26 protein-coding genes and 1 pseudogene are annotated in these 26263 nt (G+C 64.5%); 15 read left to right on the forward strand and 12 right to left on the reverse strand.

Annotated elements, in window-relative coordinates:
• The first annotated feature begins 11 nt into the window (after positions 1-11).
• Positions 12-857, forward strand: a complete 846-nt coding sequence (locus CCOS864_RS15410) for an IS3 family transposase (protein WP_115089623.1) — start codon at positions 12-14, stop codon at positions 855-857.
• A 278-nt stretch (positions 858-1135) separates the two neighbouring features.
• Here the strand turns inward: CCOS864_RS15410 and CCOS864_RS15415 are convergent, their stop codons facing one another.
• The gene (locus CCOS864_RS15415; RefSeq protein WP_115087137.1) at positions 1136-1573 is read right to left on the reverse strand and encodes a CopD family copper resistance protein; all 438 of its coding nucleotides are present in this window, start codon (positions 1571-1573) and stop codon (positions 1136-1138) included.
• Between the two features lie 17 nt (positions 1574-1590).
• The gene (locus CCOS864_RS15420; RefSeq protein ID WP_115087138.1) at positions 1591-2781 is read right to left on the reverse strand and encodes an NnrS family protein; all 1191 of its coding nucleotides are present in this window, start codon (positions 2779-2781) and stop codon (positions 1591-1593) included.
• A gap of 352 nt (positions 2782-3133) precedes the next feature.
• Between CCOS864_RS15420 and CCOS864_RS15425 the strand changes: the two genes are divergently transcribed.
• Together CCOS864_RS15425 and CCOS864_RS15430 are read left to right on the forward strand one after the other, a co-directional pair.
• Complete coding sequence (locus CCOS864_RS15425; protein WP_115087139.1) at positions 3134-3817, forward strand: Crp/Fnr family transcriptional regulator; 684 nt, start codon at positions 3134-3136, stop codon at positions 3815-3817.
• The gene (locus CCOS864_RS15430; protein WP_115087140.1) at positions 3814-4005 is read left to right on the forward strand and encodes a protein DnrP; all 192 of its coding nucleotides are present in this window, start codon (positions 3814-3816) and stop codon (positions 4003-4005) included. Before CCOS864_RS15425 ends, CCOS864_RS15430 begins: the two co-directional genes overlap by 4 nt.
• Here CCOS864_RS15430 and CCOS864_RS15435 read toward each other — a convergent pair.
• From CCOS864_RS15435 to CCOS864_RS15460, 6 genes are all read right to left on the reverse strand, one after another.
• The gene (locus CCOS864_RS15435) at positions 4002-5840 is read right to left on the reverse strand and encodes a nitric oxide reductase activation protein NorD (protein ID WP_115087141.1); all 1839 of its coding nucleotides are present in this window, start codon (positions 5838-5840) and stop codon (positions 4002-4004) included. The genes CCOS864_RS15430 and CCOS864_RS15435 overlap by 4 nt on opposite strands.
• A gap of 75 nt (positions 5841-5915) precedes the next feature.
• Positions 5916-7343: a cbb3-type cytochrome c oxidase subunit I gene (locus CCOS864_RS15440; RefSeq protein ID WP_115087142.1), complete on the reverse strand. Its 1428-nt coding sequence runs from the start codon at positions 7341-7343 to the stop codon at positions 5916-5918.
• Positions 7344-7346: 3 nt separating this feature from the next.
• Positions 7347-7787 (reverse strand): c-type cytochrome, encoded by a 441-nt coding sequence (locus tag CCOS864_RS15445; RefSeq protein ID WP_115087143.1) that lies wholly within the window; start codon positions 7785-7787, stop codon positions 7347-7349.
• Positions 7788-7884: 97 nt separating this feature from the next.
• Complete coding sequence (locus tag CCOS864_RS15450) at positions 7885-8121, reverse strand: cytochrome C oxidase subunit IV family protein (RefSeq protein ID WP_115087144.1); 237 nt, start codon at positions 8119-8121, stop codon at positions 7885-7887.
• Positions 8122-8130: 9 nt separating this feature from the next.
• Positions 8131-8709 (reverse strand): cytochrome c oxidase subunit 3, encoded by a 579-nt coding sequence (locus CCOS864_RS15455; protein ID WP_115087145.1) that lies wholly within the window; start codon positions 8707-8709, stop codon positions 8131-8133.
• Positions 8693-9487, reverse strand: coding sequence for a CbbQ/NirQ/NorQ/GpvN family protein (locus tag CCOS864_RS15460; RefSeq protein WP_115087146.1), 795 nt, complete (start codon positions 9485-9487; stop codon positions 8693-8695). Before CCOS864_RS15460 ends, CCOS864_RS15455 begins: the two co-directional genes overlap by 17 nt.
• A gap of 199 nt (positions 9488-9686) precedes the next feature.
• Here CCOS864_RS15460 and CCOS864_RS15465 point away from each other — a divergent pair, with 199 nt between their 5' ends.
• The 11 genes from CCOS864_RS15465 to CCOS864_RS15515 all read left to right on the forward strand — a co-directional run bounded on the left by CCOS864_RS15465 (position 9687) and on the right by CCOS864_RS15515 (position 18692).
• Positions 9687-11375 (forward strand): nitrite reductase, encoded by a 1689-nt coding sequence (locus CCOS864_RS15465; protein ID WP_115087147.1) that lies wholly within the window; start codon positions 9687-9689, stop codon positions 11373-11375.
• Between the two features lie 24 nt (positions 11376-11399).
• Positions 11400-11714 (forward strand): c-type cytochrome, encoded by a 315-nt coding sequence (locus CCOS864_RS15470; protein WP_115087148.1) that lies wholly within the window; start codon positions 11400-11402, stop codon positions 11712-11714.
• A gap of 19 nt (positions 11715-11733) precedes the next feature.
• Positions 11734-12057: a c-type cytochrome gene (locus CCOS864_RS15475; RefSeq protein ID WP_115087149.1), complete on the forward strand. Its 324-nt coding sequence runs from the start codon at positions 11734-11736 to the stop codon at positions 12055-12057.
• Complete coding sequence (locus CCOS864_RS15480; RefSeq protein WP_115087150.1) at positions 12054-13232, forward strand: cytochrome D1 domain-containing protein; 1179 nt, start codon at positions 12054-12056, stop codon at positions 13230-13232. Before CCOS864_RS15475 ends, CCOS864_RS15480 begins: the two co-directional genes overlap by 4 nt.
• A gap of 1 nt (position 13233) precedes the next feature.
• Positions 13234-13692: an Lrp/AsnC family transcriptional regulator gene (locus CCOS864_RS15485; protein WP_115087151.1), complete on the forward strand. Its 459-nt coding sequence runs from the start codon at positions 13234-13236 to the stop codon at positions 13690-13692.
• Positions 13689-14204 carry a siroheme decarboxylase subunit beta gene (gene ahbB, locus CCOS864_RS15490; RefSeq protein WP_115087152.1) on the forward strand — a complete coding sequence of 172 codons (516 nt, stop codon included), beginning with the start codon at positions 13689-13691 and terminating at the stop codon, positions 14202-14204. Before CCOS864_RS15485 ends, ahbB (CCOS864_RS15490) begins: the two co-directional genes overlap by 4 nt.
• On the forward strand, positions 14197-14640 hold the full coding sequence (locus CCOS864_RS15495) for an Lrp/AsnC family transcriptional regulator (protein WP_115087153.1): 444 nt from the start codon (positions 14197-14199) through the stop codon (positions 14638-14640). Before ahbB (CCOS864_RS15490) ends, CCOS864_RS15495 begins: the two co-directional genes overlap by 8 nt.
• Positions 14615-15115: a siroheme decarboxylase subunit beta gene (ahbB, locus tag CCOS864_RS15500; RefSeq protein WP_115087154.1), complete on the forward strand. Its 501-nt coding sequence runs from the start codon at positions 14615-14617 to the stop codon at positions 15113-15115. Before CCOS864_RS15495 ends, ahbB (CCOS864_RS15500) begins: the two co-directional genes overlap by 26 nt.
• Before the next feature lie 14 nt (positions 15116-15129).
• Complete coding sequence (gene nirJ / locus CCOS864_RS15505; protein WP_115087155.1) at positions 15130-16308, forward strand: heme d1 biosynthesis radical SAM protein NirJ; 1179 nt, start codon at positions 15130-15132, stop codon at positions 16306-16308.
• 72 nt (positions 16309-16380) lie between these two features.
• The gene (gene cobA / locus CCOS864_RS15510) at positions 16381-17211 is read left to right on the forward strand and encodes a uroporphyrinogen-III C-methyltransferase (RefSeq protein WP_115087156.1); all 831 of its coding nucleotides are present in this window, start codon (positions 16381-16383) and stop codon (positions 17209-17211) included.
• Entirely contained in the window at positions 17208-18692 is a 1485-nt protein-coding gene (locus CCOS864_RS15515; RefSeq protein ID WP_115087157.1) for a cytochrome D1 domain-containing protein, read from the forward strand. Before cobA ends, CCOS864_RS15515 begins: the two co-directional genes overlap by 4 nt.
• On the opposite strand, the gene hemN is transcribed toward CCOS864_RS15515, so the two are convergent.
• The 4 genes and pseudogenes from hemN to tssM form a co-directional block, all read right to left on the reverse strand.
• The gene (gene hemN / locus CCOS864_RS15520) at positions 18689-20074 is read right to left on the reverse strand and encodes an oxygen-independent coproporphyrinogen III oxidase (protein WP_115087158.1); all 1386 of its coding nucleotides are present in this window, start codon (positions 20072-20074) and stop codon (positions 18689-18691) included. The genes CCOS864_RS15515 and hemN overlap by 4 nt on opposite strands.
• Complete coding sequence (locus CCOS864_RS15525; RefSeq protein ID WP_115087159.1) at positions 20061-21395, reverse strand: oxygen-independent coproporphyrinogen III oxidase; 1335 nt, start codon at positions 21393-21395, stop codon at positions 20061-20063. The genes hemN and CCOS864_RS15525 overlap by 14 nt, the downstream gene beginning before the upstream one ends.
• An 88-nt stretch (positions 21396-21483) precedes the next feature.
• Complete coding sequence (locus tag CCOS864_RS15530) at positions 21484-21927, reverse strand: CopD family copper resistance protein (RefSeq protein ID WP_115087160.1); 444 nt, start codon at positions 21925-21927, stop codon at positions 21484-21486.
• 940 nt (positions 21928-22867) lie between these two features.
• A pseudogene (gene tssM / locus CCOS864_RS15535) lies at positions 22868-25330 on the reverse strand (type VI secretion system membrane subunit TssM); the annotation flags it as partial.
• On the opposite strand from tssM, the gene CCOS864_RS15540 reads away from it, so the two are divergent.
• Entirely contained in the window at positions 25296-26189 is an 894-nt protein-coding gene (locus CCOS864_RS15540; protein ID WP_115087162.1) for a DUF2169 family type VI secretion system accessory protein, read from the forward strand. The pseudogene tssM and the gene CCOS864_RS15540 sit on opposite strands and share 35 nt — an antisense overlap.
• Positions 26190-26263: the final 74 nt, after the last annotated feature.

Below are 26263 nucleotides of genomic sequence, written 5' to 3' on the forward strand. Positions count from 1 at the left end.
GATCGTTCTCGTTGATCAACGAACTGAGTGAGCAATTTGGTGTTTTCGACTGCTGTCGCGTCCTTGGAGTTCGGCGCAGCAGTTTCTACGCATGGCGAAAACGCCAGGGACGAAAGGATCCGGTCAGAGAGGATCTGCGTTCAACGATGGCCAGCCTTTTCAAGGCCTCTCGTAGCTCTGCTGGGTCGCGAACGCTGGTTCGGGAATTGCGTCGTGCTGGCCATAAAGCCGGGCGATACAAGGTACGTATGCTGATGAAGGAAGCCGGTCTGCAATGCAAGCAACGCAGGCCGCATCGTTACCGATCATCGGGCACAGAAGCATTGATCGCGAGTAACCAGCTCAAGCGAAACTTCAACGTCTCGACGGTCAACCAGGTGTGGTGCGGCGATGTCACCTACATCCAGGTAGGCAAGCGTTGGCTGTACTTGGCGGCTGTGATCGACTTGTATGCTCGCCGAGTGGTGGGCTGGGCTTTCTCAATGATCGCCGATGCCCGGCTTGCCTGCGAGGCGCTACGAATGGCGGCCGAATCTAGAGGTAGACCGGCTGGAGTGATGTTCCACTCGGATCAGGGCTGTCAGTACACCAGCCATAAATTCAGGGCTGCTCTTGAGGAGTACGGTCTGGAACAGAGCATGAGTCACCGAGGCCAGTGCTGGGATAACGCCGTCATGGAGCGCTTCTTCGGTGCATTGAAGTCTGAGTGGATACCAGCAGAGGGTTACGAAACCGAAGCGCAAGCACAGTTAGACATCCAGGCTTATCTGATGCGTTACAACCTTAAGCGTCTCCACAGCTACAACGGCTATGAAACCCCGGTAGCCATGGAGAAAAAGCTCAAGGTTGCGGCATGAACCTAAACCGGTGTCCAAAATCTGTTGACCAGTTCAAGCCAGCTCCCACAGTGGATCTGTGTACGCCGGACTTGTGGGAGCTGGTCTTGCCAGCGATCGAGCGCGCAGAGGTCGTAATCCAGACAACACTTGATGTGCTGGCTGTACTGGCCTCATCGCTGGCAAGCCAGCTCCCACAGAGGTCGCAATCCAGACGACACCTGATGTACTGGCTGTACTGGCCTCATCGCGGGTCAAGCCCGCTCCTACAAGTAGGGCCCGCCTGAGTACGGCGCGGGCTAATGCCAATAGAACATCGCCTTGGCCAGTACCACGATCACCAACATATGGCCAAGAATGCTGCAGCGAATCCAACGCGCACGCCCCTCGCTCAAGCGTCCGCGTTTGAGCCAGAACGCCAGCAACAGGTAATGACCAATGATGCTCAGGGCCAGGACGATCTTCAGGCTCAGCAGGCTGGCAAAGCTGCTGGCCAACGGCTGGCTCAAGGCCGCGCGGTGATGCCAGGCAAGGCCAACACCGGCGCCATACAGCAGCAACACCACGCCATGCAGCACCTTGCGCGAACGCACCGACAGCGCCTGGTCGACCCCGGCCTGCGCCGCAGCCGGCACTTGCCGCCGCGCCGTCTGCCAGATGACGACTTCAAAAAACAGCGTGCCGATAAAGGCAATCGCCGCCAGTAGATGAATCACCAGTAAATACGGATACCACATACTTCGCCTCCAGGCGCTTAACCAGGGTGCCCGTCAACCCGGGCGCGCAGCAGCATCGGTGCATAGCGCCAGGCATACAAGGCAAACGCCAGTACCCAGCACATACCCGCCAGCCACAAGCCGCCCAGCGGCATCCACAGCACCAGCACCACCCGGCTGACAGCCGCCAGGTTGAGCAGAACGAACGCCAGGGTCATCCCCGTCGGTGGCAGCAACGCCCGCCCGGTATGGCCAAGGCTGACGCGGGCAATCATCGCCAGGATCAACCCGGCCATGGCGCCGATAGTCAGGCAATGCACCGCCAGGCTCGGGTTCAATGGCACGCCGAAATGCCACAGGGCCATGCCCAGGCAGGCCAGGGCCAACCAAGCGTAGGCCAGGTGCAACGACCACAGCAGCGGCACTTGCCAAATCCCGCGGTCATGCCAGCGCCACAGGCGCACTACATGCCCGAGCGCCAGGGCGGCAAACAACAGGCCGATCCCGGCATTCGCCGTCAAGGCAGGCCCCACCGCATACAACACCGCCACCAGCGCCGACCCTGCCAGCAACAGCCAGTCGAGCCAGGGCCAGGGCACGACTGCCTCGGTCCGCCCCAACCCGCGCTGGGTGAAGAATGGAATCACCCGCCCGCCAATCAGGCCCATCATCGCCGCCACCAGCCAGATGCCGCCGAGCACGCCCTGGCGCTGCCAGCCATCGTGGCCTTGCACCAGGCCATACACCGCCAGGCCATCGACCGCCGTCAGCAGCAGCAAGACCATCACTATCGGGTAATTGCGCTTCTGCCGCACCCGCCACAGGGTGCGGCCCATCAATACGGCCACCAGCAACGGGAAACCCAGCTCCAGCAGCGCCAGCAACGGCCAGGGCACATTCGCCAGCCACGCCACTCGCCCCGCCAGCCACAACAACGCCAGGCCCGCCAGCGGCTTGCCGCTCAGGCCCGGCTGCCCGGTCCAGGTCTGCACCGCCGTGAGCAGAAAGCCGGCAATGATCGCCAGGCCAAAACCGAACACCAGTTCATGGCGGTGCCAGGCCAGCCAGCCGCCGGCCGGCTGCCAGTTGCCCAGGGCGCCGTTCAGGGCCGCCAGCCACAGCGGTATCGCCAGCACCGCCAGCGCACAGCCCGCGAGGAACATCGGCCGGAACGCCAGGCGCAAGAGCGGCACGATGGCCAGCGCTTTACGGCGATCAAGTACTTGCATCAAGCCTCTCCTTACCTTGTTGCCGGGTGGTACTGAACCGGCGTCATCATCTGCCATCGGCAGGCTGCCGCCCTTGTCGCACGTCAAGGCGCGCGACGTGTAACGGCGTAGGCTGCCAATCGCTGTTGAATACGCTAGTGCAAGGGTTGTGCCCTGACGTGATTGCAGGCTGAAGTCGATAGAACAAGGGTAGAAATGACCCTTGAATGGTCAATTCAACCCATTTGCCCAGGGTATTTTTCACCCACCAGCATCAGCGCGTCAGAAACCCCGGGGCTCGTCGCCTGGCCCGGCTCTTGCTCGATCAGAACCTCCTGGTCCGTGCCCCTTTCCCGCTTGAGGATGAATCGCCATGGTGCTTCACCGCGTCCACCACCAGATCCTGCGCAGCCACCACTTGTTCGAGCCGTTGAACGACGAGCAGCTCGACGAACTGATGGGCAACAGCCAGCTGCTGAGCGTCGACAAGGGCGAGCCGCTGTTCCGCCAGGGTGAGCCGGCCGAGGCGTTCTACTTCGTGATCGCCGGCGCGGTGAAAATCTACCGTTTGACCCCGGACGGCCAGGAGAAGGTCTTCGAAGTCATCGGCCCGCGGCAGACCTTTGCCGAAGCGATGATGCTGATGGACACCCCCAACTATGTGGCATCGGCCGAAGCGGTCGGGCAATCGCAATTGTATCGGCTGTCGACCAGCACCTACATGCGCCTGCTGCAGAGCAACAGCCGGCTGACCTTCGCCCTGCTCGGCAAGCTGTGCGTACGCCTGCACCAACGGGTCAATGAAATCGAAACGCTGTCGCTGAAGAATGCCACCCACCGGGTGGTGCGCTACCTGCTGACGCAACTGATGCACGCGCAGCCGGTGGAACGCCAGTTCGAACTGCCGATGGCCAAGCAGCTGATCGCCGGGCATTTGTCGATCCAGCCGGAAACCTTCTCAAGAATCATCCGCCGCCTGATCGATGAAAAGATCATCACCCAGGAGGGGCGGCGCATCGTCATTCTCGATCGGCCACGGCTGGAGCAAATCGAATGAACGCCCTGCCCGTATGCCTGTATTGCGAACACACCAACCCGGCCCGGGCCAGCACTTGCGAGCACTGCGGCATGCCGCTGCCGGCCACCGCGGCGTTGGCCGGGGCACGCCAGCAACTGCGCTTTCTGTGGATTTGCATCGGCCTGACGCTGTTCTGCGTGGCGATGGTGTTCTGGTTACCGCGCTAAGGCTGGGTCAACTGCCGATACAGCTGCGGCAAACGCAGCGGCAGTTGCTCAGGCTGGCGAATCAGCGCGTAGCCGTTGCTGCCGAACATGTACGGCAAATAAGCACCGGCTTGGCGGTCGATGGTGATGCAAAAGGGCGTCAAGCCCATGCGCCGGGCTTCGTGCACGGCTTCGCGGGTGTCTTCAACGCCATAACGCCCTTCATAGAGGTCCAGGTCATTGGGCTTGCCATCGGTGAGCAGCAGCAACAGCTTGCGCCGCCGTTTGCAGCCGCCGAGCAACTGGCTGGCCTGGCGAATCGCCGCGCCCATGCGGGTGTAGTAACCGGGTTTGAGGCCCTGAATCTTGCCGCGCGTGACATCGTTGTAGCGTTGCTCGAAGGCTTTCAGTTGCTGCAGGCGCACCTGTTGGCGACGCAGCGACGAGAAGCCGTACAAGGCAAAGTCATCCCCCACTGCTGACAAGGTTTCGCCGAACAGCAGCAAGCTGTCGCGGATCACTTCGATCACCCGCTGTTCATCGTTCAGGTGCGCATCGGTGGACATCGACACATCCGCCAGCAGCAGGCAGGCGAGGTCCCGGCGCGTGTGGCGCTGTTCCATGAACAAGCCGCGCTCGGCACACTGGCCATGCACGCGCTCGACATGAAAATCCAGCCAGGCCTGCAAATCCAGCTCGCTGCCCTGAGGCTGCTGGCGCAACCATTGGCGATCGGTGCGCAGTTGCTCGAACTGCCGGCGCAAGCGCCGTGCCGAGGTTTGCAGCCGTGCTGGCAGTGGCTGGGGCTCGCAGTCGCGGGGCTCAAGCAGTTGCAGGTTGACGAAGTTGGCCTGCAAGCGCCCCTGGCGATAGTCCCACTCCGGCAGCTTGATGCCGTCGCCCAGGGGAATGTCGTCGACCTGGGCCGGCGGCAGGTCCAGGTGCAGTTTCAGGCCGCCGCCCTTGCGGATACGGGTGCGCGACAAGGTCAGCTGATCGAGGTCCTCGGCCACCCGGGCGGCATCCGGGTCCTGGCTGTCATCTGCCCAGCGGTCGAGGTCGACGTGTTCGGTCCAGCTGAACAGGTTCTCCAGGCGCACGATCAACAGGCCGCCCTTGGCCGGGCGCTCCTCGATGCGGGTGGCGCGCTTGCGTCCGCCCTGCTGCTCGCCGGGGGTATTGGGCAGCTCGTTTTGGGCGTCTTCAAGGTCGCCAGCCTGGGCGCTGGCAAGCTGCAGGGGTGGATACAGCCACAGCGGCAGTGGCCAGGCCGCCCGTTCGCTGCGCGGAAAATCCTCGACGCTGCCCGGCTCGCGCAGGGCCTGGCGCAAGGCGCGCTCAAGCCGCGCTTCATCGGCGCTCAGCGCGGCCGGATCCGGACGCAGTTGCAGGTGGGCATCGACCAGCCGTTGGTAACGGCCCACCAACCCCGGAAAGCGTTGCAGCAGCTCGCGCGTCCAGCGCTGATTGTCCCGCCCCCAATGACGCATCGGCCCCGATTGCGCCGCGAGCATGGCCAGCCAGCGGTACAGCTCCTGGTTCAAGGCAGCATCCGCGAACACCGCAAGCTGCGCCGGCAAGCGCAGATTATGCCCGTCACACCAGGCCAGCGGCGCCTGCTTGCAGGTGCCGGCGATCTGCTGCAACAGGCTGCGGCGCAGCAGCAGGTCACGCTCGCTGGCCGCCTCCACCCCCATGCCGCCCGCCCCGCCCATGGCCCTGAACAACAGGGCCAGGGCCCGTTGTCGCGGCGCCAGCGCTACTTGCGCCGCGGGGAAATCGGCACTCGCCCGGCGGGTGATGAAACGATGCCAGACACTGCCAACCCACTCTTCCATTTCAACCGTGAAGGCCATGTTGCCTCCTTTGCACAAAGCAGAAAGCGGCCCGCTGGATCAGCCGGGCCGCACATGATCAAGCAACCGCCGGGGTCATGACGGCACTACCCTGGCTGGCGCGCGCAGCGCTGCACGCCCGCGCTGACGAAAGCTCAGCAGGTAGCACAACAGGCCCGCGAGAAAGCCCACGCCGCTGACCAGCCGCGCCCAGAACAGCCCGCGCAACTGATCGGTGGTGGACATGAACGGCAAGGCCGTGCCGTCTTCGGCCCAGCGCTGCAACAGCACCTGGACCACGCCGGCGGCGGTGAGCAGCAAGGTGATCATCACCATCGACAGGGTCATCAGCCAGAAGCCCCACACTTCAAGGGTCTGCGAACGCTCATCGGCGGCCTCGCCGAGCCCGCGCAGGCGCGGCATGGCGTAGCTGATCAGGGTCATGACGATCATCGCGTAGGCACCGTAGAAGGCCAGGTGGCCGTGGGCGGCGGTCAGTTGCGTGCCATGGGTGTAAAAGTTGACCGGGGCCAGGGTGTGCAGGAAACCCCAGACCCCGGCACCGAAGAACGCGGTCACCGTGGTGCCTTTGGCCCACAATGTGGCGGCGCGGTTGGGGTGCTGGCGGCGGCGGTTTTTCACCATGCTGAAGGCGAACATGACCATGGCCAGGAACGGCAGCGGCTCCAGCGCCGAGAAGATCGAACCGACCCACAGCCACACCTCGGGCGCACCGATCCAGAAGAAGTGGTGGCCGGTACCGATGATGCCGGTAATCAGCGCCATGGCGATGATCACATACAGCCATTTTTCCACCACTTCGCGGTCGACCCCGGTGATCTTGATCAGCACGAAGGCCAGCATCGAGCCCATGATCAGTTCCCACACGCCCTCGACCCAAAGATGCACCACCCACCACCAGTAGAACTTGTCGCGGGCAAGGTTCCCCGGGTTGTAGAAGGAGAACAGGAAGAACACCGCCAGGCCAATCAGGCCGGTCATCATCACCATGCTCACGGTGGTCTTGCGGCCCTTGAGCAGGGTCATGCCGATGTTGTAGAGAAAGCCCAGGCAGACCACGACGATGCCCAGCTTGGTGATGGTCGGCTGCTCGAGGAACTCGCGCCCCATGGTCGGCAGCAGCTCGTTGTGAGTCAGCCGCGCAAGGCCGGCATAGGGCACCAGCAGGTAGCCGAGGATAGTCAGCACCCCGGCGGCGGCGAACACCCAGAACAGCAAAATCGCCAGCTTCGGGCTGTGCAGCTCGCGGTCGGCCTCCTCCGGCACCAGGTAGTAGGCGGCGCCCATGAAGCCGAACAGCAGCCAGACGATCAGCAGGTTGGTGTGCACCATGCGCGCCACGTTGAACGGAATGGCCGGGAACAGGAAGTCCCCGATCACGTATTGCAGGCCCATGATCAAACCGAACAGCACCTGGCCGAGGAACAGGATCAGGGCGAACACGAAGTAGGGTTTGGCAACGGCCTGGGAGGCAAATTTAAGATGCGGATTGGCAACGTTCATCACTCAGCCCTCCTGGTTTGGCGGCCAGCCATTGGTATTGATGTTCGAGCTCCATTTGAGGAATTCGGCGATGTCGTCGACTTCCTGTTCGCTCAGGTTGAACTGCGGCATGGCCCGGCGGCCGGGCACGCCCAGCGGCTGCATTTTCATCCAGGCATGCATGAACGGCTTGAAGCCCTCCTCGCCGCCGCGGCGCTTGAACACGTTGCCCAGCTCCGGCGCAAAGTACGCGCCCTCGCCCAACAGGGTGTGGCAGCCGACGCAGTTGTTCTGCTCCCAGACCGTCTTGCCGCGCACCACCGCGTCGGTCAATTGCGCGACGTTGCTGCGTTCGGGAAAGGTCTGTTCGGTGTGGTAGGTCAAAGCCAGGAATATCAGGAAGAAGAACACGCTTCCCCCGAAATAGATGTTCCTGGCCATGCCCTTGGTGAAGGTCTCTGACATGGTCGCTTCCTCATTGCTTGGCCTGGCCATGATAGAAAGCGCGGGGCAAAAACCTGCTTGATGGCGATCAAGAAACGCCGATGGTTTTACTCAGGTATTAGCCGCGCAGGTGCAGGCCAAGGCCCACCAGCGCCGCCAGCACCAGGGCCCAGCTCAGCAACAGCCAGCGCCAACGCTGCGGGCCGTGGCGCAGTTCCATGAAGCCGTCGGTGATCAGCCAGGCCTTGGCCGCCGCCAGTAGCAGGATGACCGTGCCCTGGCCGAGCATCACCGTGCCCAGGCTCAGGCACGCCAGGGCAAGCCAGCACAGCAAAAGAACTATCGATGTGGGCATGCGCCCTCCTCAACCCAGCAGGTAAACCAGCGGGAACAGCAGCACCCAGACCAGATCGACCATGTGCCAGTACAGCACCCCGGATTCGAAGCCGCTGCACTGGCCAGGGCCATAGCCGCGATGCCAGGCCGTCAGCGCCAGCCAGGCCAGGATCAGCATGCCGAGCAGCACATGGAGAAAATGAAAGCCCGTGAGAATCCAGTACAAGGTGAAGAAGGTGTTGCGCTCGATACCCAGCCCAGCGCCGAGCAGGTGGCGGTATTCGCCGAGCTTGAGCCACACGTAGACGCAGGCGACCAGTAAGGCGGCGAGCAGCAACAATGCCGCCCGCCTCGGCTGCCCCTGGCGCACCTGCACCTGGGCCAGCGCCGCCAGCGCCCCGGCACTGAGCAGGCTCAGGGTCATGGCCAGGCCCGTGGAGGCGTCGAGCAAGGCGCGGCTGGCGGCAAACAGCTGCGGCTTGAGGTGATGGGTCACGGCAAAGGCCAGGATCAGGATGGCGAACACCGACAGCTCGGCGAGGATGAACAGCCACATCGCCAGGTCGCCCGGCAACTGCCGGGGCAGTTGCTCAGCCGAAGTGGACATCGACCACGTCCATCAACGCCGCCACCGTCACCGGGTCATCGCTGAGCGGCTCGGCCAGGCAAGCCAGGCAGGCCTGCCTCGGGTTCATGCCGGCGCCGATCATCCGTGCGGTGAAAATCAGCAGGCGGGTCGAGGCCACCTCTTCCAGGTCATGCTGGTCCAGGCGCCGCAAGGCCTGGCCGAGCTTGACGATCTGGTTGGCCAGGGCGCCATCGACCCCGGCCTCGCGGCGCACGATGCGCGCTTCTTCGGCGGCGGGCGGATAGTCGAACCGCAGGGCCACGAAACGCTGGCGGGTGCTGGGCTTCATGCCCTTGAGCAGGTTCTGGTAACCGGGGTTATAGGACACCACCAGCATGAACGACGGCGGCGCCTGCAGCACTTCGCCGGTGCGTTCGAGAAACAGCTCGCGGCGGCCATCGGCCAGCGGGTGCAGCACCACCACGGTGTCCTGGCGTGCTTCGACCACTTCGTCGAGGTAGCAGATGCCGCCCTCGCGCACTGCCCGGGTCAATGGCCCGTCCTGCCACCAGGTGCCCTGGGCGCCGATCAGGTGTCGGCCGATCAGGTCGGCAGCGCTGAGGTCGTCGTGGCAGGCCACGGTGTGCAGGGGCAGTTTCAGGCGATGGGCCATGTGCTGGACAAAGCGGGTCTTGCCACAACCGGTGGGGCCTTTGATCAGCACCGGCATGCCGTGGCGCCAGGCCTGTTCGAACAATGCCAGTTCGTTGCCTTGCGCTTGGTAGAAGGGTTCGCAGCGGGGTTCTGTGAGGTCCATGGCTTACCTGGATAGACAGCGGGTTCGACGACCACGCTAAGAGCCCCTGCGACAACCTGGCAAGCGCCATGGCCGGCAAACTTGATCGCCGTCAAGCGGTCCGCGGCCTGCTCCGGCATAGCCTTTCCAGGCACCAAGAACCTGCGCTCTGTCCTGGCATTCCAGCACATCGCAAAGGTCTAGCCTGAGGAGAGAAGGAATGCTGATCAGTAACCGAAAAACCTTTGCCCTGAGCCTCGCCAGCCTCTGTTCGGCGCTGGCGCTGGCGTTGCCCACCAGCGTCGGCGCCGAGCAGAAAAGCGCTGCCGCGCAACCGGCCATGGTCACCACGGCCGGCGCGCCGGACATGACCCAGGCCGATTTCGATGCCGCCAAGGAGATCTACTTCCAGCGCTGCGCCGGTTGCCACGGCGTGCTGCGCAAGGGCGCCACCGGCAAGCCGCTGACCCCGGACATCACCCAGGCCCGTGGCCAGGCCTACCTGGAAGCGCTGATCAGCTACGGCTCGCCGGCCGGCATGCCGAACTGGGGCACCTCCAATGCGCTGACCAAGGCGCAGATCACCAGCATGGCCCACTTCATCCAGCACACCCCGCCCACCCCGCCGGAATGGGGCATGGCCGAAACCCGCAACACCTGGAAGCTGCTGGTCAAACCCGAAGACCGCCCCACTCACCAGTTGAACAAGCTCAACCTGCAGAACCTGTTCTCGGTGACCCTGCGCGACGACGGCAAGATCGCCCTGATCGACGGCGACAGCAAGCAGATCGTCAAGCTCATCGAGACCGGCTACGCCGTGCACATCTCGCGGATCTCGGCGTCCGGCCGCTATCTGCTGGTGATCGGCCGCGATGCGCGCATCGACATGATCGACCTGTGGCCCAAAGAGCCGACCAAGGTGGCCGAAATCAAGGTCGGCATCGAGGCGCGCTCGGTGGAAACCTCCAAGTTCAAGGGCTTCGAAGACAAGTACACCATCGCCGGCTCCTACTGGCCGCCGCAGTTCACCATCATGGACGGCGAGACCCTGGAGCCCAAGCAGATCGTCTCGACCCGCGGCATGACCGTCGACAAGCAGGAGTACCACCCCGAGCCACGGGTGGCGGCGATCATCGCCTCCCACGAATGGCCGGAGTTCATCGTCAACGTCAAGGAAACCGGCAAGGTCATGCTGGTCAACTACGAAGACATCAAGAACCTCACCATCACCAGCATCGACGCCGCGCCGTTCCTGCATGACGGTGGCTGGGACAGCAGCCATCGCTACTTCATGACCGCGGCCAACAACGCCAACAAGGTGGCGGTGATCGACTCCAAAGAGCGCCGCCTGACCGCCCTGGTCGACGTCGGCAAGACCCCGCACCCCGGCCGTGGCGCCAACTTCGTGCACCCGCAGTTCGGCCCGGTGTGGGCCACCAGCCACCTGGGCGATGCCGGCATCTCGATGATCGGTACCGACCCACTGAAGTACCCGCAGTACGCCTGGAAACAGGTCGGCTCGCTCAAGGGCCAGGGCGGCGGCTCGCTGTTCATCAAGACCCACCCCGACTCGCGCCACCTGTACGTTGACACCACCCTGAACCCGGACACCAAGCTCAGCCAGTCGGTGGCGGTGTTCGACATCGACAAGCTCGATGCCGGCTACAAGGTGCTGCCGATTGCCGAGTATTCGGGGATCAAGCAAGGCGCCCTGCGCGTGGTCCAGCCCGAGTACAACAAGGCCGGTGACGAGGTGTGGTTCTCGGTGTGGAACGGCCAGACCGAGGAGTCGGCACTGGTGGTGATCGACGACAAGACCCTGGCGCTCAAGCAGGTGATCAAGGACAAGCGGCTGATCACCCCGACCGGCAAGTTCAATGTCTACAACACCCAACACGACATTTATTGAGCTTCATCAACGCAAGGAGTCGTCATGAAAAATACCCTGCTTTCACTCTGCACCCTGGCCACTGCGTTGAGCCTGCAACCGGCCCTGGCCGATGACGCACTGGCGTTGTTCCAGAGCAAGTCCTGTGTGGCCTGCCATGCCGTCGACGCCAAGCTGGTAGGCCCGGCGCTCAAGGAGGTGGCAGCAAAGAATGCCGGCATCAGTGGCGCCGCCGATACGCTGGCCAGCCATATCAAGAACGGTACCCAAGGCAACTGGGGGCCGATCCCGATGCCGGCCAATGCGGTCAGTGATGAAGAAGCAAAACAGTTGGCCAACTGGGTCTTGAGCCTCAAGTAACCCACCCACGGAGGGCGTCATGAATACTTACCGCTGTGTTGTAAGCCTGGCGTCCCTCCTGCTTGTTCCCCCTGCTTTCGCCGCGCCTGACGCCCAGCGCCAGGCGCAGCTCGAACACCTGCTGGCCCAGGACTGCGGCGCCTGCCATGGCCTGCACCTGACCGGCGGCCTGGGCCCGGAACTGACGCCGGCGGCCCTTGCCGGCAAACCCCGCGATGGTCTGCTCGCCACCGTGCGCCTGGGCCGCCCCGGCACCGCGATGCCCGCCTGGGAGGCGCTGCTGAGCGCCGACGACATCGGCTGGCTGGTCGATCATCTTTTGCAAGGAGCATCTGCCCCATGATCCGACACGTACTGTTACCCGCCACCTGCGCGCTGCTGTTGTCCGCCTGTACCCAGGCACCGCTGCGCGGCACTGGCGACCTGGGCCTGGTGGTGGAACGCGCCAGCGCCAGCGTGCAGATCATCGACAGCAGCGCCGGCAAAGCCCTGGCGCGCATCGACGGGCTGGGCGATCTGTCCCATGCCTCGGCGGTGTTTTCCCGCGACCAGCGCTACGCCTATGTGTTCGGCCGTGACGGCGGCCTGACCAAGGTCGATCTGCTCCAGCAGCGCATCGACAAACGCCTGATCCAGGGCGGCAACAGCATCGGTGGTGCGATCAGCCAGGACGGCAAGCTGATCGCGGTGTCCAACTACGTGCCTGGCGGGGTCAAGGTCTTCGATGCGCACAGCCTTGAGCTGGTCGCCGACATCCCCGCCACCCTGCTCGCCGACGGCACCAAGCGCTCGCGGGTGGTCGGCCTGGTTGACGCGCCCGGCCAGCGCTTCGTGTTCAGCCTGTTCGACAGCGGCGAGATCTGGAGCGCCGACTTCAGCCACGGCAATACGCCGCAGATCACCCGGTTTACAGGTATCGGCCAGCAACCCTACGACGCGTTCATCACCGCCGATGGCCGCTATTACATGGCCGGGCTGTTCGGCGAAGACGGCATGGCCCAGCTCGACCTCTGGCACCCGGAGCATGGGGTCAAGCGCGTGCTCGGCGACTACGGTCGCGGCCAGGCCAAGTTGCCGGTGTACAAGATGCCGCACCTGGAAGGCTGGGCGGTGGCCGATAACCAGGCTTTCGTGCCGGCGGTCGGGCGCCATCAGGTACTGGTGATGGATGCGCGCACCTGGCAGCAGACCGACGCCATCGCCGTCGCCGGGCAACCGGTGTTCGTCAGCGCCCGTCCGGACGGGCGCCAGCTGTGGGTCAACTTCGCCTACCCGGACAATGACCGGGTGCAGGTCATCGATACCGAAACCCACAACGTCATTGCCGACCTCAAGCCAGGCCCCGCCGTGCTGCACATGGAGTTCACCGCCCGTGGCGACCAGTTGTGGCTGTCGGTGCGTGACGCCAACCAGGTGCAGGTCTGGGACCCGTACAGCCTCAAGCGGCTCGCCACCCTGCCGGCCACCGCCCCCAGCGGCATCTTCTTCAGCAGCCGCGCCCAGCAGATGGGGTACTGAGATGCCGCTAGACACTCTCGAACGGCGCCTCATCCAACACTACCAACATGGCATGCCGATCTGCGCCGAACCCTACCTGGAGATGGCCCAGGCGCTCGGCTGCAGCGAGGATCAGGTCATCGCCTGCCTGCAGCGGATGGCCGGGCATGGCCGCCTGTCGCGCATCGGCCCGGTGTTCGAACACCGCCGCGCCGGCGCCAGCACCCTCGCCGCCCTGGCCGTGCCCGCCGAGCGCCTGCAACAGGTGGCCGAGCGCATCAGCCAGTACCCCGAGGTCAACCACAACTATGCCCGCGAGCACCACTACAACCTCTGGTTCGTACTGACCGGGCCCGACCGCCCGCACCTGCAGCGCATCCTCGACGAACTGCAAGCCGATACCGGCCTGACCCCGCTCGACCTGCCGATGCTCACCGCCTACCGCATCGACCTCGGCTTTGCCCTGGGAGACGCGCCATGAGCTGTATTCTCGATCCCGCGCAAAGCCTGGCCCTGCGGCGCTTGCTTGAAAGCGGCCTGCCCCTGCTTGCGCGCCCCTACCAGCACCTCGCCCGGCAGATCGGCGCCGAAGAACAGCAGGTGCTGGCACAGATCAACCAATGGCAGCAGCAAGGCCTGTTCCGCCGCCTGGGCCTGGTGCTCAACCACCGCGCCCTGGGCTTTACTGCCAACGCCATGCTGGTGCTGGACATCCCCGACGCCCTGATCGACGAAGTCGGCCAGCGCCTGGGCCGTGAGCCGCTGGTCAGCCTCTGCTACCAGCGGCCACGGCGCTTGCCGCAATGGCGCTACAACCTGTTCTGCATGGTCCATGGCCGCCAGCGCGAGCGGGTCGAGGCGCAGATCGCGGCGTTGCTCGAGCAGCACCTGCTCAGCGACCTGCCCTACCAGGTCTTGTTCAGCACCCAGGCTTTCAAACAGTGCGGTGGCCGCTTCGCCCCCGCCAGCAGCGGAGCAAGCGCCCATGGATGAACTCGACCGCCGCCTGATCAACCGCCTGCAATTGGGCCTGCCGCTGGTGCCCCAGCCCTGGCAGGTGCTGGCCGAGGAATTGGGCAGCAGCAGCCAGCAACTGCGTGAACGCCTGCAACGCCTGCTCGACGACGGCACCCTGACCCGCTTCGGGCCAATGTTCGACATCGAACGGCTGGGCGGCGCCTTTACCTTGGCGGCGCTGACGGTGCCTGAAGCACGCTTCGAGGCCGTTGCCGCCGAGCTTGCGGCGATGCCCGAAGTCGCTCACAACTACCGCCGCGAACACCCCTTCAACATGTGGTTCGTCCTCGGCTGCGCCAGCCTCGAGCACCTGGACCAAACCCTGCAGCGCATCCAGCAGCGCACCGGCCTGACCCCGCTCAACCTGCCCAAGGAGGAGACCTACCATGTCGGTTTGTACTTCCCGGTCTGAACAGGCCCTGGCCCTGCGCCTGGTACAACTGACCCAGGCCGGCCTGCCGCTGGTGGACGATCCCTGGGGCTGGCTGGCCGGGCAGCTGCACCTGAGCGTCGAGGCAACCCTGGCCCTGCTCAAGCGCCTGCAGGCTGACGGCGCCATTCGCCGCATCGCTGCCGTGCCCAACCATTACCGCCTGGGCTATCGCTTCAACGGCATGACCGTCTGGGATGTCGACGACGCGCAGATGCCCCGCCTGGGCCGGCTTATCGGCGCCCAGCCCTTCGTCAGCCACTGCTACCGGCGCCCGCGCAACGGCAGTTGGCGCTACAACCTGTTCGCCATGGTCCATGGCCGCAGCGCCACCGAAATCGACAGCTACCGCGAACACCTGCGCTACCTGCTGGGTGATGCCTGCCGGGCCGACGACATGCTGGTCAGCAGCCGCATCCTGAAGAAAACCGGTTTACGCCTGCCCACCAGCCACTGAGCAAGGAGCGTCGCATGTTGAGAATCAGCCAGTACCTGCGCGCCCTGGCCGGCCACGGCCCTGCCCCGCGCACCAGCCCACCGGGCAGCCCGCGCCCGCCGGTGGTGATCTGGAACCTGCTCAGGCGTTGCAACCTGACCTGCAAGCACTGCTACGCCACCTCGGCCGACAGCGTGTTTCGTGACGAGCTGGATACCGAAGCGGCCCTGCAAGTGATCGATGACCTGGCCGATGCCGGGGTCAAGGTGCTGATTCTCTCCGGCGGCGAGCCGCTGCTGCGCGGCGACCTGTTCCTGCTCAGTGCCCATGCCCGCGACCAAGGCATGTTCGTCGCCCTGTCGAGCAACGGCACGCTGATCGATGAGCGCAACATCGCCCAGGTTCGCGCGGCCCGCTTCGACTACGTCGGCATCAGCATCGATGGCCTTGAGGCCACCCACGATGCCTTTCGCCAGCTCAAAGGCAGCTTCGCCAGTTCGCTGAAGGCCATGCGCCTGTGCCGCGAACAGGGCATTCGCGTCGGCATGCGCACCACCCTGACCCAGGACAACCACGCCCAGCTGCCGGCTTTACTGGCGCTGATGCGCGACTGTGACGTGGGCAAGTTCTACCTCTCGCACCTGAACTACAGCGGCCGCGGCAAGCGCAGCCGCAAGCTCGACGCGCTGCAGCAGATGAGCCGTGAGGCGATGAACCTGCTGTTTGATCAAGCCTGGGATGATATCCAGCACGGCCGCGACAGCGACTTCGTCAGCGGTAACAACGATGCCGATGCCATCCTGTTGCTGCAGTGGACTGCGCGTCATCTACCCGAGCACTACCCGCAACTGGAGCAGATGCTGCGCGCCTGGGGCGGCAATGCCTCGGGCTGCGCCATCGCCAATATCGACAACACCGGCGAAGTGCACCCCGACACCTACTGGTGGCAGCACTCGGTAGGCAACGTGCGCCGCACGCCGTTCCGCACCCTGTGGCTGGAGCAGCCCGATCCTCTGCTGTTGCGCCTGCGCGAGCATCCCCGGGCCGTGACCGGGCGCTGCGCCGCCTGCCATTGGCTGAGCATCTGCAACGGCAACACCCGCACCCGCGCCTGGGCCGCCGGTGACCTCTGGGGCCAGGACCCCGGCTGCCACCTGAGCGATGAAGAAATCGGCCTGCCGCCATCGGCGCGCATTCCTTGCGTCACGCATTGACAACCTGACCGGGCAAGCCGCCGACACAGGCGGCGACCCGGCGCCCCTGATGATGGAACAAGGAACGCCCTCATGCATTGTGCCTCCGTTCTACCTGCCGCCCTGCACTCGCCCTTCAGCCCCGGCGAAGTCGCCCTGGTCGGTGCCGGGCCCGGCGATCCGCGCCTGCTCACCCTGCGCGCCTGGAGCCTGCTGATGCAGGCCGATGCCGTGGTCTATGACCGCTTGATCAGCAGTGAACTGCTGGCCCTGATCCCGCCCGCTTGCCGCCGCCATTACGTTGGCAAGATCAGCGGCTACCACAGCCTGCCCCAGGCACAGATCAACCAGTTGCTGGTCGACCTGGCGGCCCAGGGCCAGCGGGTGGTGCGGCTCAAGGGCGGCGACCCGTTCATCTTCGGCCGGGGCGCCGAAGAACTCGACTTCCTCCTGCAGCACGGCATCGATTGTCAGGTGGTACCGGGCATCACTGCCGCCGCCGGCTGCAGCGCCTATGCCGGGATCCCCCTGACCCACCGCGACCTGGTCAACTCCTGCCGTTTCATCACCGGCCACCTGCAACACGACGGCGCGCTCAACCTGCCCTGGCAGAGCCTGGCCGACAGCAGCCAGACCCTGGTGTTCTATATGGGCCTGGCCAATCTGCGGCTGATCACCGAGCAGTTGATCGCTGCCGGGCTTGCCGCCGATACCCCGGCGGCCCTGATCAGCCGCGGCACTTGCGCCGACCAGCAGGTGCTGCGCGGCACCCTCGCACACTTGCCAATGCTGGCGCGGCAATGCCCCGCCGCCACGCCGACGCTGACGGTGATCGGCAAGGTGGTCGGGTTGTTCGCCGAACAGGCGCTGCGCCACCCGGCGCACTTTGCCGGTGCCGCGCTTGCCGCCGAGGTCGCACCATGAAAGCCCTGGCCCTTGTCCCGCTGTTATGGATGGCTTCGGCGCAGGGCAGCGCGGCCCTCGACCAGGCCGCCCTGGACTATCAGCAGCATTGCCAGCAGTGCCATGGCGCCAATCGTTTCGGTGCCAGCGGCCCGGCCCTGCTGCCGGAAAGCCTGAGCCGGATCAAGCCCGCCGAGATTCGCCAGGTGATCGCCTCCGGCCGCCCGGCCAGCCAGATGAGCGGCTTTGCCAAGGTATTGAGCTCAGCCCGGATCGACGGCCTGGTGACCTACCTGCAACAGCCCCCGGCCATACCACCGACCTGGAGCGATGCCGAGATCCGCGCCAGCCACCAGGTGCTCAATGCCGTCGACAGTCTTCCAGGCACACCCCAGCACGCTGCCGACCCCCTGAACCTGTTCGTGGTCGTTGAAGCCGGCGATCACCACATCAATATCCTCGACGGCGACCGCTTCACCGTGCTGGCACGCTTTGCCTCGCATTTTGCCGTGCACGGCGGTCCGAAGTTCTCTCCCGATGGCCGCTTCGTCTACTTTGCCTCCCGCGACGGCTGGGTCAGCCAGTACGACTTGCACAACCTGAAACTGATCGCCGAGGTGCGCGCCGGGCTCAATACCCGCAACCTGGCGGTGAGCAAGGACGGGCGCTGGGTGCTGGTGGGCAACTACCTGCCAGGCAACCTGGTGCTGCTCGATGCCCGCGACCTGACGCCAGTGAAAACCATCGCTGCGGTTGGCCAGGACGGCACGCCGTCGCGGGTCAGCGCGGTGTACACGGCACCGCCACGGGACAGTTTCATCGTGGCGCTCAAGGACGTGAAAGAGGTCTGGGAACTGTCCAGCGCCGGCCAGCCCGACTTCGTGCCGCGAAGGATTGCGGCCGAGGATTTTCTCGACGATTTCTCCTTCTCGCCGGACTACCGGCAACTGCTGGCCACCTCCCGCAAGGCCAACGGCGGCCAGGTGATTGACCTCGACAGCGGCCAGGTGCTCAGCCGCATTGCCCTGCCCGGCATGCCGCACCTGGGCTCCGGCACCTGGTGGCGGCGCAACGGCGACTGGGTGTTCGCCACACCGAACATCAGCCAGGGCCTGATCTCGGTGATCGACCTCAAGACCTGGCGCCTGATCAAGGAGATCCCCACCCTGGGCCCGGGCTTTTTCATGCGCAGCCACGCCAACTCGGCCTATGCCTGGACCGATGTGTTCTTCGGCCCCGACAACGACGCCATCCACCTGATCGACAAGCAGACCCTGGAAATCGCCCACACCCTGCGGCCGATGCCGGGCAAGACCGCTGCCCATGTCGAGTTCAGCCACGACGGCCGCTATTTGCTGCTGAGCATCTGGGCCAACGACGGCGCGCTGATCGTCTACGACAGCCAGACCCTCGAGGAGGTCAAGCGCATTCCCATGAACAAGCCCTCGGGCAAGTACAACGTCGGCAACAAGATCGAGTTTGCCGAGGGCACTTCGCACTAAACGGTGCGCGAAAACTGGCCTTTACGCCCACCGCCCAGGTAGGCGTCAAAGGCCATGGCGGTGTTGCGCATCATCAAGTGGCCCTGGGGCAGCAACTGCAAGGCGTGTTGATCAAGCGCCAGCAACTGGTCATCCACCTGCTCGGCCAACTGCTCCAGGGCTTCGGCGAAGTAGTCGTTGAAGCAGATACCGTGCGCGGCCTGGAACCGGTCAAAATCGATGCGGCCATGGCACATCAGCTGGTTGATCACCTCGCGGCGCAGCAGGTCGTCGGCATTCAGGCGGTAGCCACGCTGGATCGGCAGCAGGCCCTGATCGAGCCACGCATAGTACTGGGACAGCAGCTTGACGCTCTGGCTGTAGCTGTCACCTACCTTGCCGATGGCCGACACGCCCAGGCCGATCAGGTCGCAGTCGGCATGGGTCGAGTAGCCCTGAAAGTTGCGCTGCAGGGTGCCATTGGCCCGGGCCAGGGCCAATTCGTCGTCCGGCAAGGCGAAGTGATCCATGCCGATGTACACGTAACCGGCGTCGGTCAGGCGCTGGATGGTCAGCTCCAGCAGCTCCAGCTTGCGCTCCGGCGGCGGCATGTCTTCGCGGCGGATCATCCGCTGCGCCCGCACTTGCTCGGGCAGGTGGGCATAGCTGTAGGCGGCGATGCGGTCCGGGCGCAGGGCGATGATCTTGCCCAAGGTCACGTCGAAGCTCTGCACCGTTTGCAGCGGCAGGCCGTAAATCAGATCGACGCTGACCGACTTGAAGCGCGCCTCGCGTGCTGCGGCCACCAACGCGTAGATCTGTTCTTCGCTTTGCCGGCGATTGACCGCCGCCTGCACAGCGGCGTCGAAATCCTGCACGCCGAAACTCAGGCGATTGAAGCCCAGGCCGCGCAGCATCTGGATTTGCCCGGTACTGACGGTGCGCGGATCGACCTCGATGGAAAACTCGTGATCGTCGCTGTCATCGAGGTTGAACGCCTGGTGCAGGCAGTCCATCAGTTCGGCCAGTTGCGCGTTGCTCAGGTAGGTCGGCGTGCCGCCCCCCAGGTGCAGCTGGGTCAGCTTGCGACTGCGCTCGAACAGCGCGCCCTGCAGGGCAATCTCACGCTTCAGGTAGCCCAGGTACTCGGCCGCGCGATGGGTCTTGCGGGTGATGATCTTGTTGCAGGCGCAGTAATAGCAAAGGCTCTGGCAGAACGGGATATGGATATAGGCCGACAGCGGCTTGGGCCTCGGCGCCTGGTTGCTGGCCTGCACGGCCTGCAGGTAGTCATCGACGGCGAAGGCCGGGTGAAACTGCGGCGCGGTCGGGTACGAGGTATAGCGCGGCCCTGGACGGTCGTACTTTTTCACCAGGGCGCGGTTGAATTCAAAGGCTGGCATCGTGATCGACCCATTGCTGATGGAGGGAAAGCCCCGGGCTGCTCTGTTCGAACAGCTGGCAGATGGCATCCACTTCCACCCGGCCGGCGGGCAATATGCTGATGTAACGCGCTGACAACTCGACCAGCCCGGCCCGACTCATGGCCTCCAGCTGGCGCCAGGCGCTTGCAAAGTACTGGCGAAAATCCACGCCGTAACGGGCCTCGATGGCCTGGATATCCAGCTCCAGGTCACAGGCCAGGCGCTCGGTTACCCGCTGGCGCAACTGGTCATCCGCCTCGCAGCGCCAGCCTCGGCAGGTGGCCAACTGGTCGTTGCCCAGCTGTTGCAGGTAGTGCGCGAGGCTCAGGGCATTCTGCGCATAGAGTTCGTCGAACTGGCTGATCGCGCCCAGGCCCAAGCCGACATGGTCGCAGTAGCCGTGCCGGGTAAAACCCTGGCAATTGCGGCGCAGGCGCCCGCGTTCCTGGGCGATGGCCAGATCGTCGTCGGCGCGCACGAACTGGCCCAGGCCGATGTGCTGGTACCCCGCTGCCGGCAGTTGCTCAAAACAGATGCGCCGCATCAGCGCCTTGTCCTGCTCGCTGCAGGGCGCTTGCCGGGCGCTGTGGGCGTAGCGCGCCGGCGCCTGGGCATAATCGAACACCTGCAGGCGGTCGGGCTCGAGCTCGATCAGGGTGGCAAGCTTGCGGGCGAAGCTGTCCGGGGTCTGCCAGGCGTGGCCATAGCCAAGGTCGACACTCACCGAGCGAAAATCGAAGGTGCGCGCAGCATCGATCAGCGAATGAATCGGCGCCGGGTTCTGGCAACGGGCTGCCGACGGCACACCACCCTGGCCGCCATCGGGCACACCGATGCTGACATGGTTGAACCCCTGGTCACGCAACAGGCCCATGGTCGCCCAGTCGGTGTGATGCAGATCGACTTCAACGCCGTAGTCACCCAGTTCGTGTTGCAGAAAATTGAAGCGTTGGCGCAGTTGCCCCATCAACTGCTGCAGCACCTCGGGCCCTGGGGTAGCGCCGCTCAACTGGAACTGCTCAATGCTCTGGTCGGCTCCCAGGTGGCAGCCGACCAGCGCGATCTCCCGTTGCAGGCCGCGCAGATAGGCGTCTTGCTCCTGACTGTCGAGCCCGGCCGGCAGCTGCACGCCCAAGGACAACGGCCGGTGCTGCTGACGGCTGGCGCGCAGGGCGCGCAACACATCCAGCGAGCCGATGCCGGCATGAAACCTGCGGGTATCGGCATGCCTGCCGGGCTCTCCCGGCCACTGCCCGTGCGGGGTGATCTGCTGCCGGTGGCGATGGAGTGAGTCAAGCATGGCGGGGCTCCGAGACGGGCTACGGAGCATCAGTGTCCGCCCGGAGCGGCCCAGGGGCCTTGATTTGCATCAAGCGCGGCGCGGCTGGCTACCATGTCAGGTAGAACATGGCCTTGGCCAGCAGCAGGATCAGTAGCAGATGAACGAACACACTGTGATGAATGAACTTCACCCGGCCGCTGTTCATCTGCCCGTTGCGAAACCACAGCATGGCCACGAGAAAATGCCCCAGCACGCTGGCGGCAAGCATGATTTTCACCAGCAACAAGGTGCCGAACGACGAGCGCAGGGGCGTCTCCAGCAGCGGCACATAGCGCAGCCAGACCATCCCTACCCCGGCCCCGAACAGCACCAGCAGCACCCAGGGCATCAACTGCCGGGCGCGCTGGCCGATGGCCTGTTCCAGTAGCAGCATGAGCTTGGCCGGCAACTGCTTGCGGATGTGTTCAAGGAACAGCACCTCGAAGAACACCGTACCGATGAAGATCACCGCGGCGAACAGGTGCAGGGATAACAGCAGCGGGTAGAGCATCGGGGCCTCGGCGTGAGTCTGGCACTGGGCTCGAGACTAGCGCGATGGCGGGGTGTGGTGGTTGACGGCAATCAACAAAGCCCGATCCCACAGTGGGTTTGTGTACGCCGGCCCTGTGGGAGCGGGCTTGCCGGCGATAGAGCGCGCAGCGGTCGTAATCCAGGCGCCGCATGATGTGTTGGCTGTACTGGCCTCATCGCTGGCAAGCCAGCTCCCACAGGTCTTGCACTGCCCCTGGGAGCACAGCCAATCCTGTGGGAGCCGGACTTGCCGGCGATCGAGCGCGCAGCGGTCGTAATCCAGACGCCGCATGATGTGTTGGCTGGACTGGCCTCATCGCTGGCAAGCCAGCTCCCACAGGTCTTGCACTGCCCCTGGGAGCACAGCCAATCCTGTGGGAGCCGGACTTGCCGGCGATCGAGCGCGCAGCGGTCGTAATCCAGACGCCGCATGATGTGTTGGCTGGACTGGCCTCATCGCTGGCAAGCCAGCTCCCACAGGTCTTGCACTGCCCCTGGGACCACAGCCAATCCTGTGGGAGCCGGACTTGCCGGCGATCGAGCGCGCAGCGGTCGTAATCCAGGCGCCGCATGATGTGTTGGCTGGACTGGCCTCATCGCTGGCAAGCCAGCTCCCACAGGTCTTGCACTGCCCCTGGGAGCACAGCCAATCCTGTGGGAGCCGGACTTGCCGGCGATCGAGCGCGCAGCGGTCGTAATCCAGGCGCCGCATGATGTGTTGGCTGGACTGGCCTCATCGCTGGCAAGCCAGCTCCCACAGGTCTTGCACTGCCCCTGGGAGCACAGCCAATCCTGTGGGAGCCGGACTTGCCGGCGATCGAGCGCGCAGCGGTCGTAATCCAGGCGCCGCATGATGTGCTGGTTGTACTGGCCTCATCGCGGGGCAAGCCCGCTCCCACCCACTCCAGGCAGGTGCGCACCTATGACTCGTCATCGATGGGCGGGCCGCGACGTGCTTCCAGCAACGTCCTGGGCAAGGCAAACCCTTCAAAACTGCGCTGGGTGACCGGGTTGTTGGCCTTGTGCACACCGACGCGGTAGCGCATCAGGCCATCAGCCACGGCAAAGGTCAGGTCGACGCTGGTGTCGGTCCGGCCGTTGAGCTGGGCGCGGCTGAGCAGGCGAAACAGCGACCAGGGCCCACGATAACTGAGACTGGCGGTGTTGCCGCTGCTGTGCACCAGCGTCAGCTGGCTGGCGCTGGCACTGTTCAGGTCATTGGGCCAGACCAAGCCGGTGCGCTGTGGCGCGCCATGCCGGTAAGGCACCAACTGGCCATCGATGCTCAGCAGGCTGCTCAGGCGACTGCTGCTCAAGGCCAGGGGCTCGATGCTCAGTTGCACCGCCAGGTGGCCGCGGTTGTTGAAAAACGTGTCACGGATGCGCTCGGCATGGTTCAGTTGCTCCAGCACGTCGCTGCGTACCAGGTAGCCGCCGAGGGCATCGGAGTACAGCGCGTCGAGGTTGTCCTTGAGGAACACGCTCAGGTACTGCTCCTGAAACTGTTGCAAGCGCCCCTTCGGCCCGAAGAAAGTTTCGAAGTCTTCCAGCGAGGCATCCTCGCCAGCGGGCCTGAACGGGTAACGATTGGCCAGACGCTCATGGTAGAAACTGTAGACCTCGCTGTCCCAGCGCTTTTCCAGCTCGCCCAGGGCAGCAATCATCAACACCTGGGCGGTCTGGTCGGCGAGCTTGCTGGCCTGCTGGTTGAGCGGCTCGGGCAAGCCGGCGGCGATACGTTGCAAGTTGGCAATCGGGTCGGCGCCGCCCAGCGAAAAGCGCTGCAGCACGGCTTTCAATGCAGCTTTGCCCGGGTCGGGGCTGTCGTGCACGGTTTTGCTGTAGTCGTAGACCGCACTGACCGCACGCAGGGTTTCTTCATAGTAAGACGGTCGATCAGCCTGGGCAGTGAGCAACTCCGACAGGCCGGAGAATGCCCGGCGGATCGCCATTGCCTGGAGCGGACCGTCCGCCGCTTGTTCCGAGCCGCTTGTGGCTTGAACCTCGGCCACCGGCAGCGACGGATAGATCACCGTATTGTCGCGCAGGGTCTCCAGCAGGCGGCGTATCGGTGCACCCGGCCCGGTCACCTGTTCCAGCACCGCGACGCCATGGCCCAGGTCGCGAAAATCGACAACCGAAATCTGGTTCAGTGCCCGTCGCCAACTGTCCACATAGTCGGCGTGGTACAGGGCTCGAATGCGCTGGCCCAGCACCTCGCGGTCATGCTCGGAGAAATCCAGCCGCTGGCGTTCGCCGAGTACCCATTGATCGATCATTGCCAGCTCGATGAGGTTACGGCTACCCGACTCGAAGTATGCCTTGTAGCCTTTGGCCGTGAGCAGCGGAGCCAGCACCAGGCTTTCTCCTTCACTGACCGAGGGCACCTGGTAGATGATGTCGAAGGCCGCACCCACTTCGCTGCGCAGGTCCAGCGCCGGCTGCAGGCGTGCATGCGCCTGGCGCTTGAGGGCAAGATAGACCCGCTCGGCCATGGGGCGCTGGCGCAAGGCCTGTTGCACCTGGGCGATCTGTTCGTGGTGCTGCGGCAAGTCGGCGTCGGCATATTTCAGCGCGTAGTCGAGGTGACGCATCAAGTCGGCTTGTACCTGCCCCTGCCCCGGATAGGCGCGCTGCCATTGCCTGGCGGCCCACTCTTCGACAATGGCCGGTTGGCGGTTGCCACGATCTTCGATCATACGGTACACACGCAACGCTGCCAGCTGCTCATCGCTGCCAGGAGGCGCCGCATTGATTGCGTCCAGGGCGCGGTTGGCAATGGCTGGTAAAAAGCGTTTGGACAGCAGGTTCAAGTAGGCTTCGTCCACCGTCGGGCCGATCTTTTTACCTTGGTACAGCCCCATGTCGGACAACAGCGGCCAGGCCTCGCGATAGTCGCCATACACCGCGACCGCCTCGCGGATCTGATCCAGTGGCGCCAGCAAGTTGCGGCCTGTGGTATCGACACGGGCATCGATATCCCGAGCACTGAACTCCTGGCTCTTGGCCAGGACACTGGCAGCCTTGTCACGGTTGATGGTGAAGTACAGCTGCCACAGCCCGACCGCCAGCAAGCAGCCCACGGAAGCGACGGCAAACCCGGCGATCAACAGCCGGCGCTTGCTGCGCGCAACCTTGATGTTGTCGCCAGCCAGACCCGCCTCCGGGTAGATCACGCGCTGGAACAACTGCTGGGCAAAATAGACGGCCTCGCCACCGGCGGGCTTGACCTCGGCGGCCGGTGGCAGCAGTTGATAGGACTTGCCGGCTTCGTTGACGAAGGCGTTGATCAGCGTGCCCTGCTGATAGACCGATGAGAAATACACCCCGCGCACCAGGGCCGGGGTTGTGAAGCGATCACTGCCGAGCATTTCCCGTAAAAAACACCATGAGGCGCGGGGCATTCTGCTCGACAAGCACCTGCGCTTCAGCGGCCCTCGACACTTTGAGCATGGTCTGTTCAGCGGCTGGCGCTTGTCTGCTGCCGAGCCGGCCATCCGCGTGCCCTTGCGCTGGGAGTACGCCTTCGGCGGCAGCAGTGTGCTGCCCAACCCCGACTATCCGGACAATTGCGCCGAGCCGTACCTGCTCCATCAGGTCTGCTACAGCAATCCATTGGGCCGGGGCTGGATCGAAAAACGCCATGAGAAACACGCCTGGTCCATGGACGCGCCACTCCAGCGCCTGGCGGCCCCGCAAATCGAGGCGCTCGACAGGCCGGTCACCCACCTGCACGTCACCCACCATCCGGACGGCGACATCAGCGCCGCCGACATGGCCCAGCTGTCCGCCACCTACGGCTACTGCCCGGCAGGGTTTGGGGTGGTGGGCCGGGCCTGGGCGCCTCGCCTGGCCCTGGCCGGCACCTACGACAAAGCCTGGCAGAAAAAACCCTGGCCGGGGTTACCCGCCGACTTCGACTTTGCCTACTGGAACGCTGCCCCCGTCGACCAGCAAATCGCCTTTCTGCCCGCGAACCTTCGCATCGAACTGTTCAACCTTACCCCGCCTGCACTCAGCCACAACGGCCAACTCTGCGTGGAACTGCCCGAGCACCGGCCCTTTGTGCTGATGCGCCTGCACAGTGGCGAGTTGCTGCCGCTGCCGCTATTCACCGACACCCTGCATATCGATACCGATGCCATGACCTTGTCGTTGACTCACCGGATCAGCCTGCCCCGCCCGGACGACATTTGCGCACTGGAAGCCTGCTTCGATTTCGCCCCGTGCCCCCTTAGCTGAAAACTGCAAGCCAGCCTCTCCCGGGGCTTTTTCGTTTCTGCGCCGCTTTTGCAGTTCTGTGCGACACATCCCAC

Origin of the sequence: Pseudomonas wadenswilerensis, from assembly GCF_900497695.1 — a bacterium.
GTDB classification, from domain to species: Bacteria; Pseudomonadota; Gammaproteobacteria; order Pseudomonadales; family Pseudomonadaceae; genus Aquipseudomonas; species Aquipseudomonas wadenswilerensis.

Excerpts from the sequence above, each read along its gene's own strand:
- CCOS864_RS15415 (WP_115087137.1), bottom strand. The coding sequence starts at position 1,573 with ATGTGGTATCCGTATTTACTGGTGATTCATCTACTGGCGGCGATTGCC.
- CCOS864_RS15420 (WP_115087138.1), bottom strand. The coding sequence starts at position 2,781 with ATGCAAGTACTTGATCGCCGTAAAGCGCTGGCCATCGTGCCGCTCTTG.
- CCOS864_RS15425 (WP_115087139.1), top strand. The coding sequence starts at position 3,134 with ATGGTGCTTCACCGCGTCCACCACCAGATCCTGCGCAGCCACCACTTG.
- CCOS864_RS15430 (WP_115087140.1), top strand. The coding sequence starts at position 3,814 with ATGAACGCCCTGCCCGTATGCCTGTATTGCGAACACACCAACCCGGCC.
- CCOS864_RS15435 (WP_115087141.1), bottom strand. The coding sequence starts at position 5,840 with ATGGCCTTCACGGTTGAAATGGAAGAGTGGGTTGGCAGTGTCTGGCAT.
- CCOS864_RS15440 (WP_115087142.1), bottom strand. The coding sequence starts at position 7,343 with ATGAACGTTGCCAATCCGCATCTTAAATTTGCCTCCCAGGCCGTTGCC.
- CCOS864_RS15445 (WP_115087143.1), bottom strand. The coding sequence starts at position 7,787 with ATGTCAGAGACCTTCACCAAGGGCATGGCCAGGAACATCTATTTCGGG.
- CCOS864_RS15450 (WP_115087144.1), bottom strand. The coding sequence starts at position 8,121 with ATGCCCACATCGATAGTTCTTTTGCTGTGCTGGCTTGCCCTGGCGTGC.
- CCOS864_RS15455 (WP_115087145.1), bottom strand. The coding sequence starts at position 8,709 with ATGTCCACTTCGGCTGAGCAACTGCCCCGGCAGTTGCCGGGCGACCTG.
- CCOS864_RS15460 (WP_115087146.1), bottom strand. The coding sequence starts at position 9,487 with ATGGACCTCACAGAACCCCGCTGCGAACCCTTCTACCAAGCGCAAGGC.
- CCOS864_RS15465 (WP_115087147.1), top strand. The coding sequence starts at position 9,687 with ATGCTGATCAGTAACCGAAAAACCTTTGCCCTGAGCCTCGCCAGCCTC.
- CCOS864_RS15470 (WP_115087148.1), top strand. The coding sequence starts at position 11,400 with ATGAAAAATACCCTGCTTTCACTCTGCACCCTGGCCACTGCGTTGAGC.
- CCOS864_RS15475 (WP_115087149.1), top strand. The coding sequence starts at position 11,734 with ATGAATACTTACCGCTGTGTTGTAAGCCTGGCGTCCCTCCTGCTTGTT.
- CCOS864_RS15480 (WP_115087150.1), top strand. The coding sequence starts at position 12,054 with ATGATCCGACACGTACTGTTACCCGCCACCTGCGCGCTGCTGTTGTCC.
- CCOS864_RS15485 (WP_115087151.1), top strand. The coding sequence starts at position 13,234 with ATGCCGCTAGACACTCTCGAACGGCGCCTCATCCAACACTACCAACAT.
- ahbB (WP_115087152.1), top strand. The coding sequence starts at position 13,689 with ATGAGCTGTATTCTCGATCCCGCGCAAAGCCTGGCCCTGCGGCGCTTG.
- CCOS864_RS15495 (WP_115087153.1), top strand. The coding sequence starts at position 14,197 with ATGGATGAACTCGACCGCCGCCTGATCAACCGCCTGCAATTGGGCCTG.
- ahbB (WP_115087154.1), top strand. The coding sequence starts at position 14,615 with ATGTCGGTTTGTACTTCCCGGTCTGAACAGGCCCTGGCCCTGCGCCTG.
- nirJ (WP_115087155.1), top strand. The coding sequence starts at position 15,130 with ATGTTGAGAATCAGCCAGTACCTGCGCGCCCTGGCCGGCCACGGCCCT.
- cobA (WP_115087156.1), top strand. The coding sequence starts at position 16,381 with ATGCATTGTGCCTCCGTTCTACCTGCCGCCCTGCACTCGCCCTTCAGC.
- CCOS864_RS15515 (WP_115087157.1), top strand. The coding sequence starts at position 17,208 with ATGAAAGCCCTGGCCCTTGTCCCGCTGTTATGGATGGCTTCGGCGCAG.
- hemN (WP_115087158.1), bottom strand. The coding sequence starts at position 20,074 with ATGCCAGCCTTTGAATTCAACCGCGCCCTGGTGAAAAAGTACGACCGT.
- CCOS864_RS15525 (WP_115087159.1), bottom strand. The coding sequence starts at position 21,395 with ATGCTTGACTCACTCCATCGCCACCGGCAGCAGATCACCCCGCACGGG.
- CCOS864_RS15530 (WP_115087160.1), bottom strand. The coding sequence starts at position 21,927 with ATGCTCTACCCGCTGCTGTTATCCCTGCACCTGTTCGCCGCGGTGATC.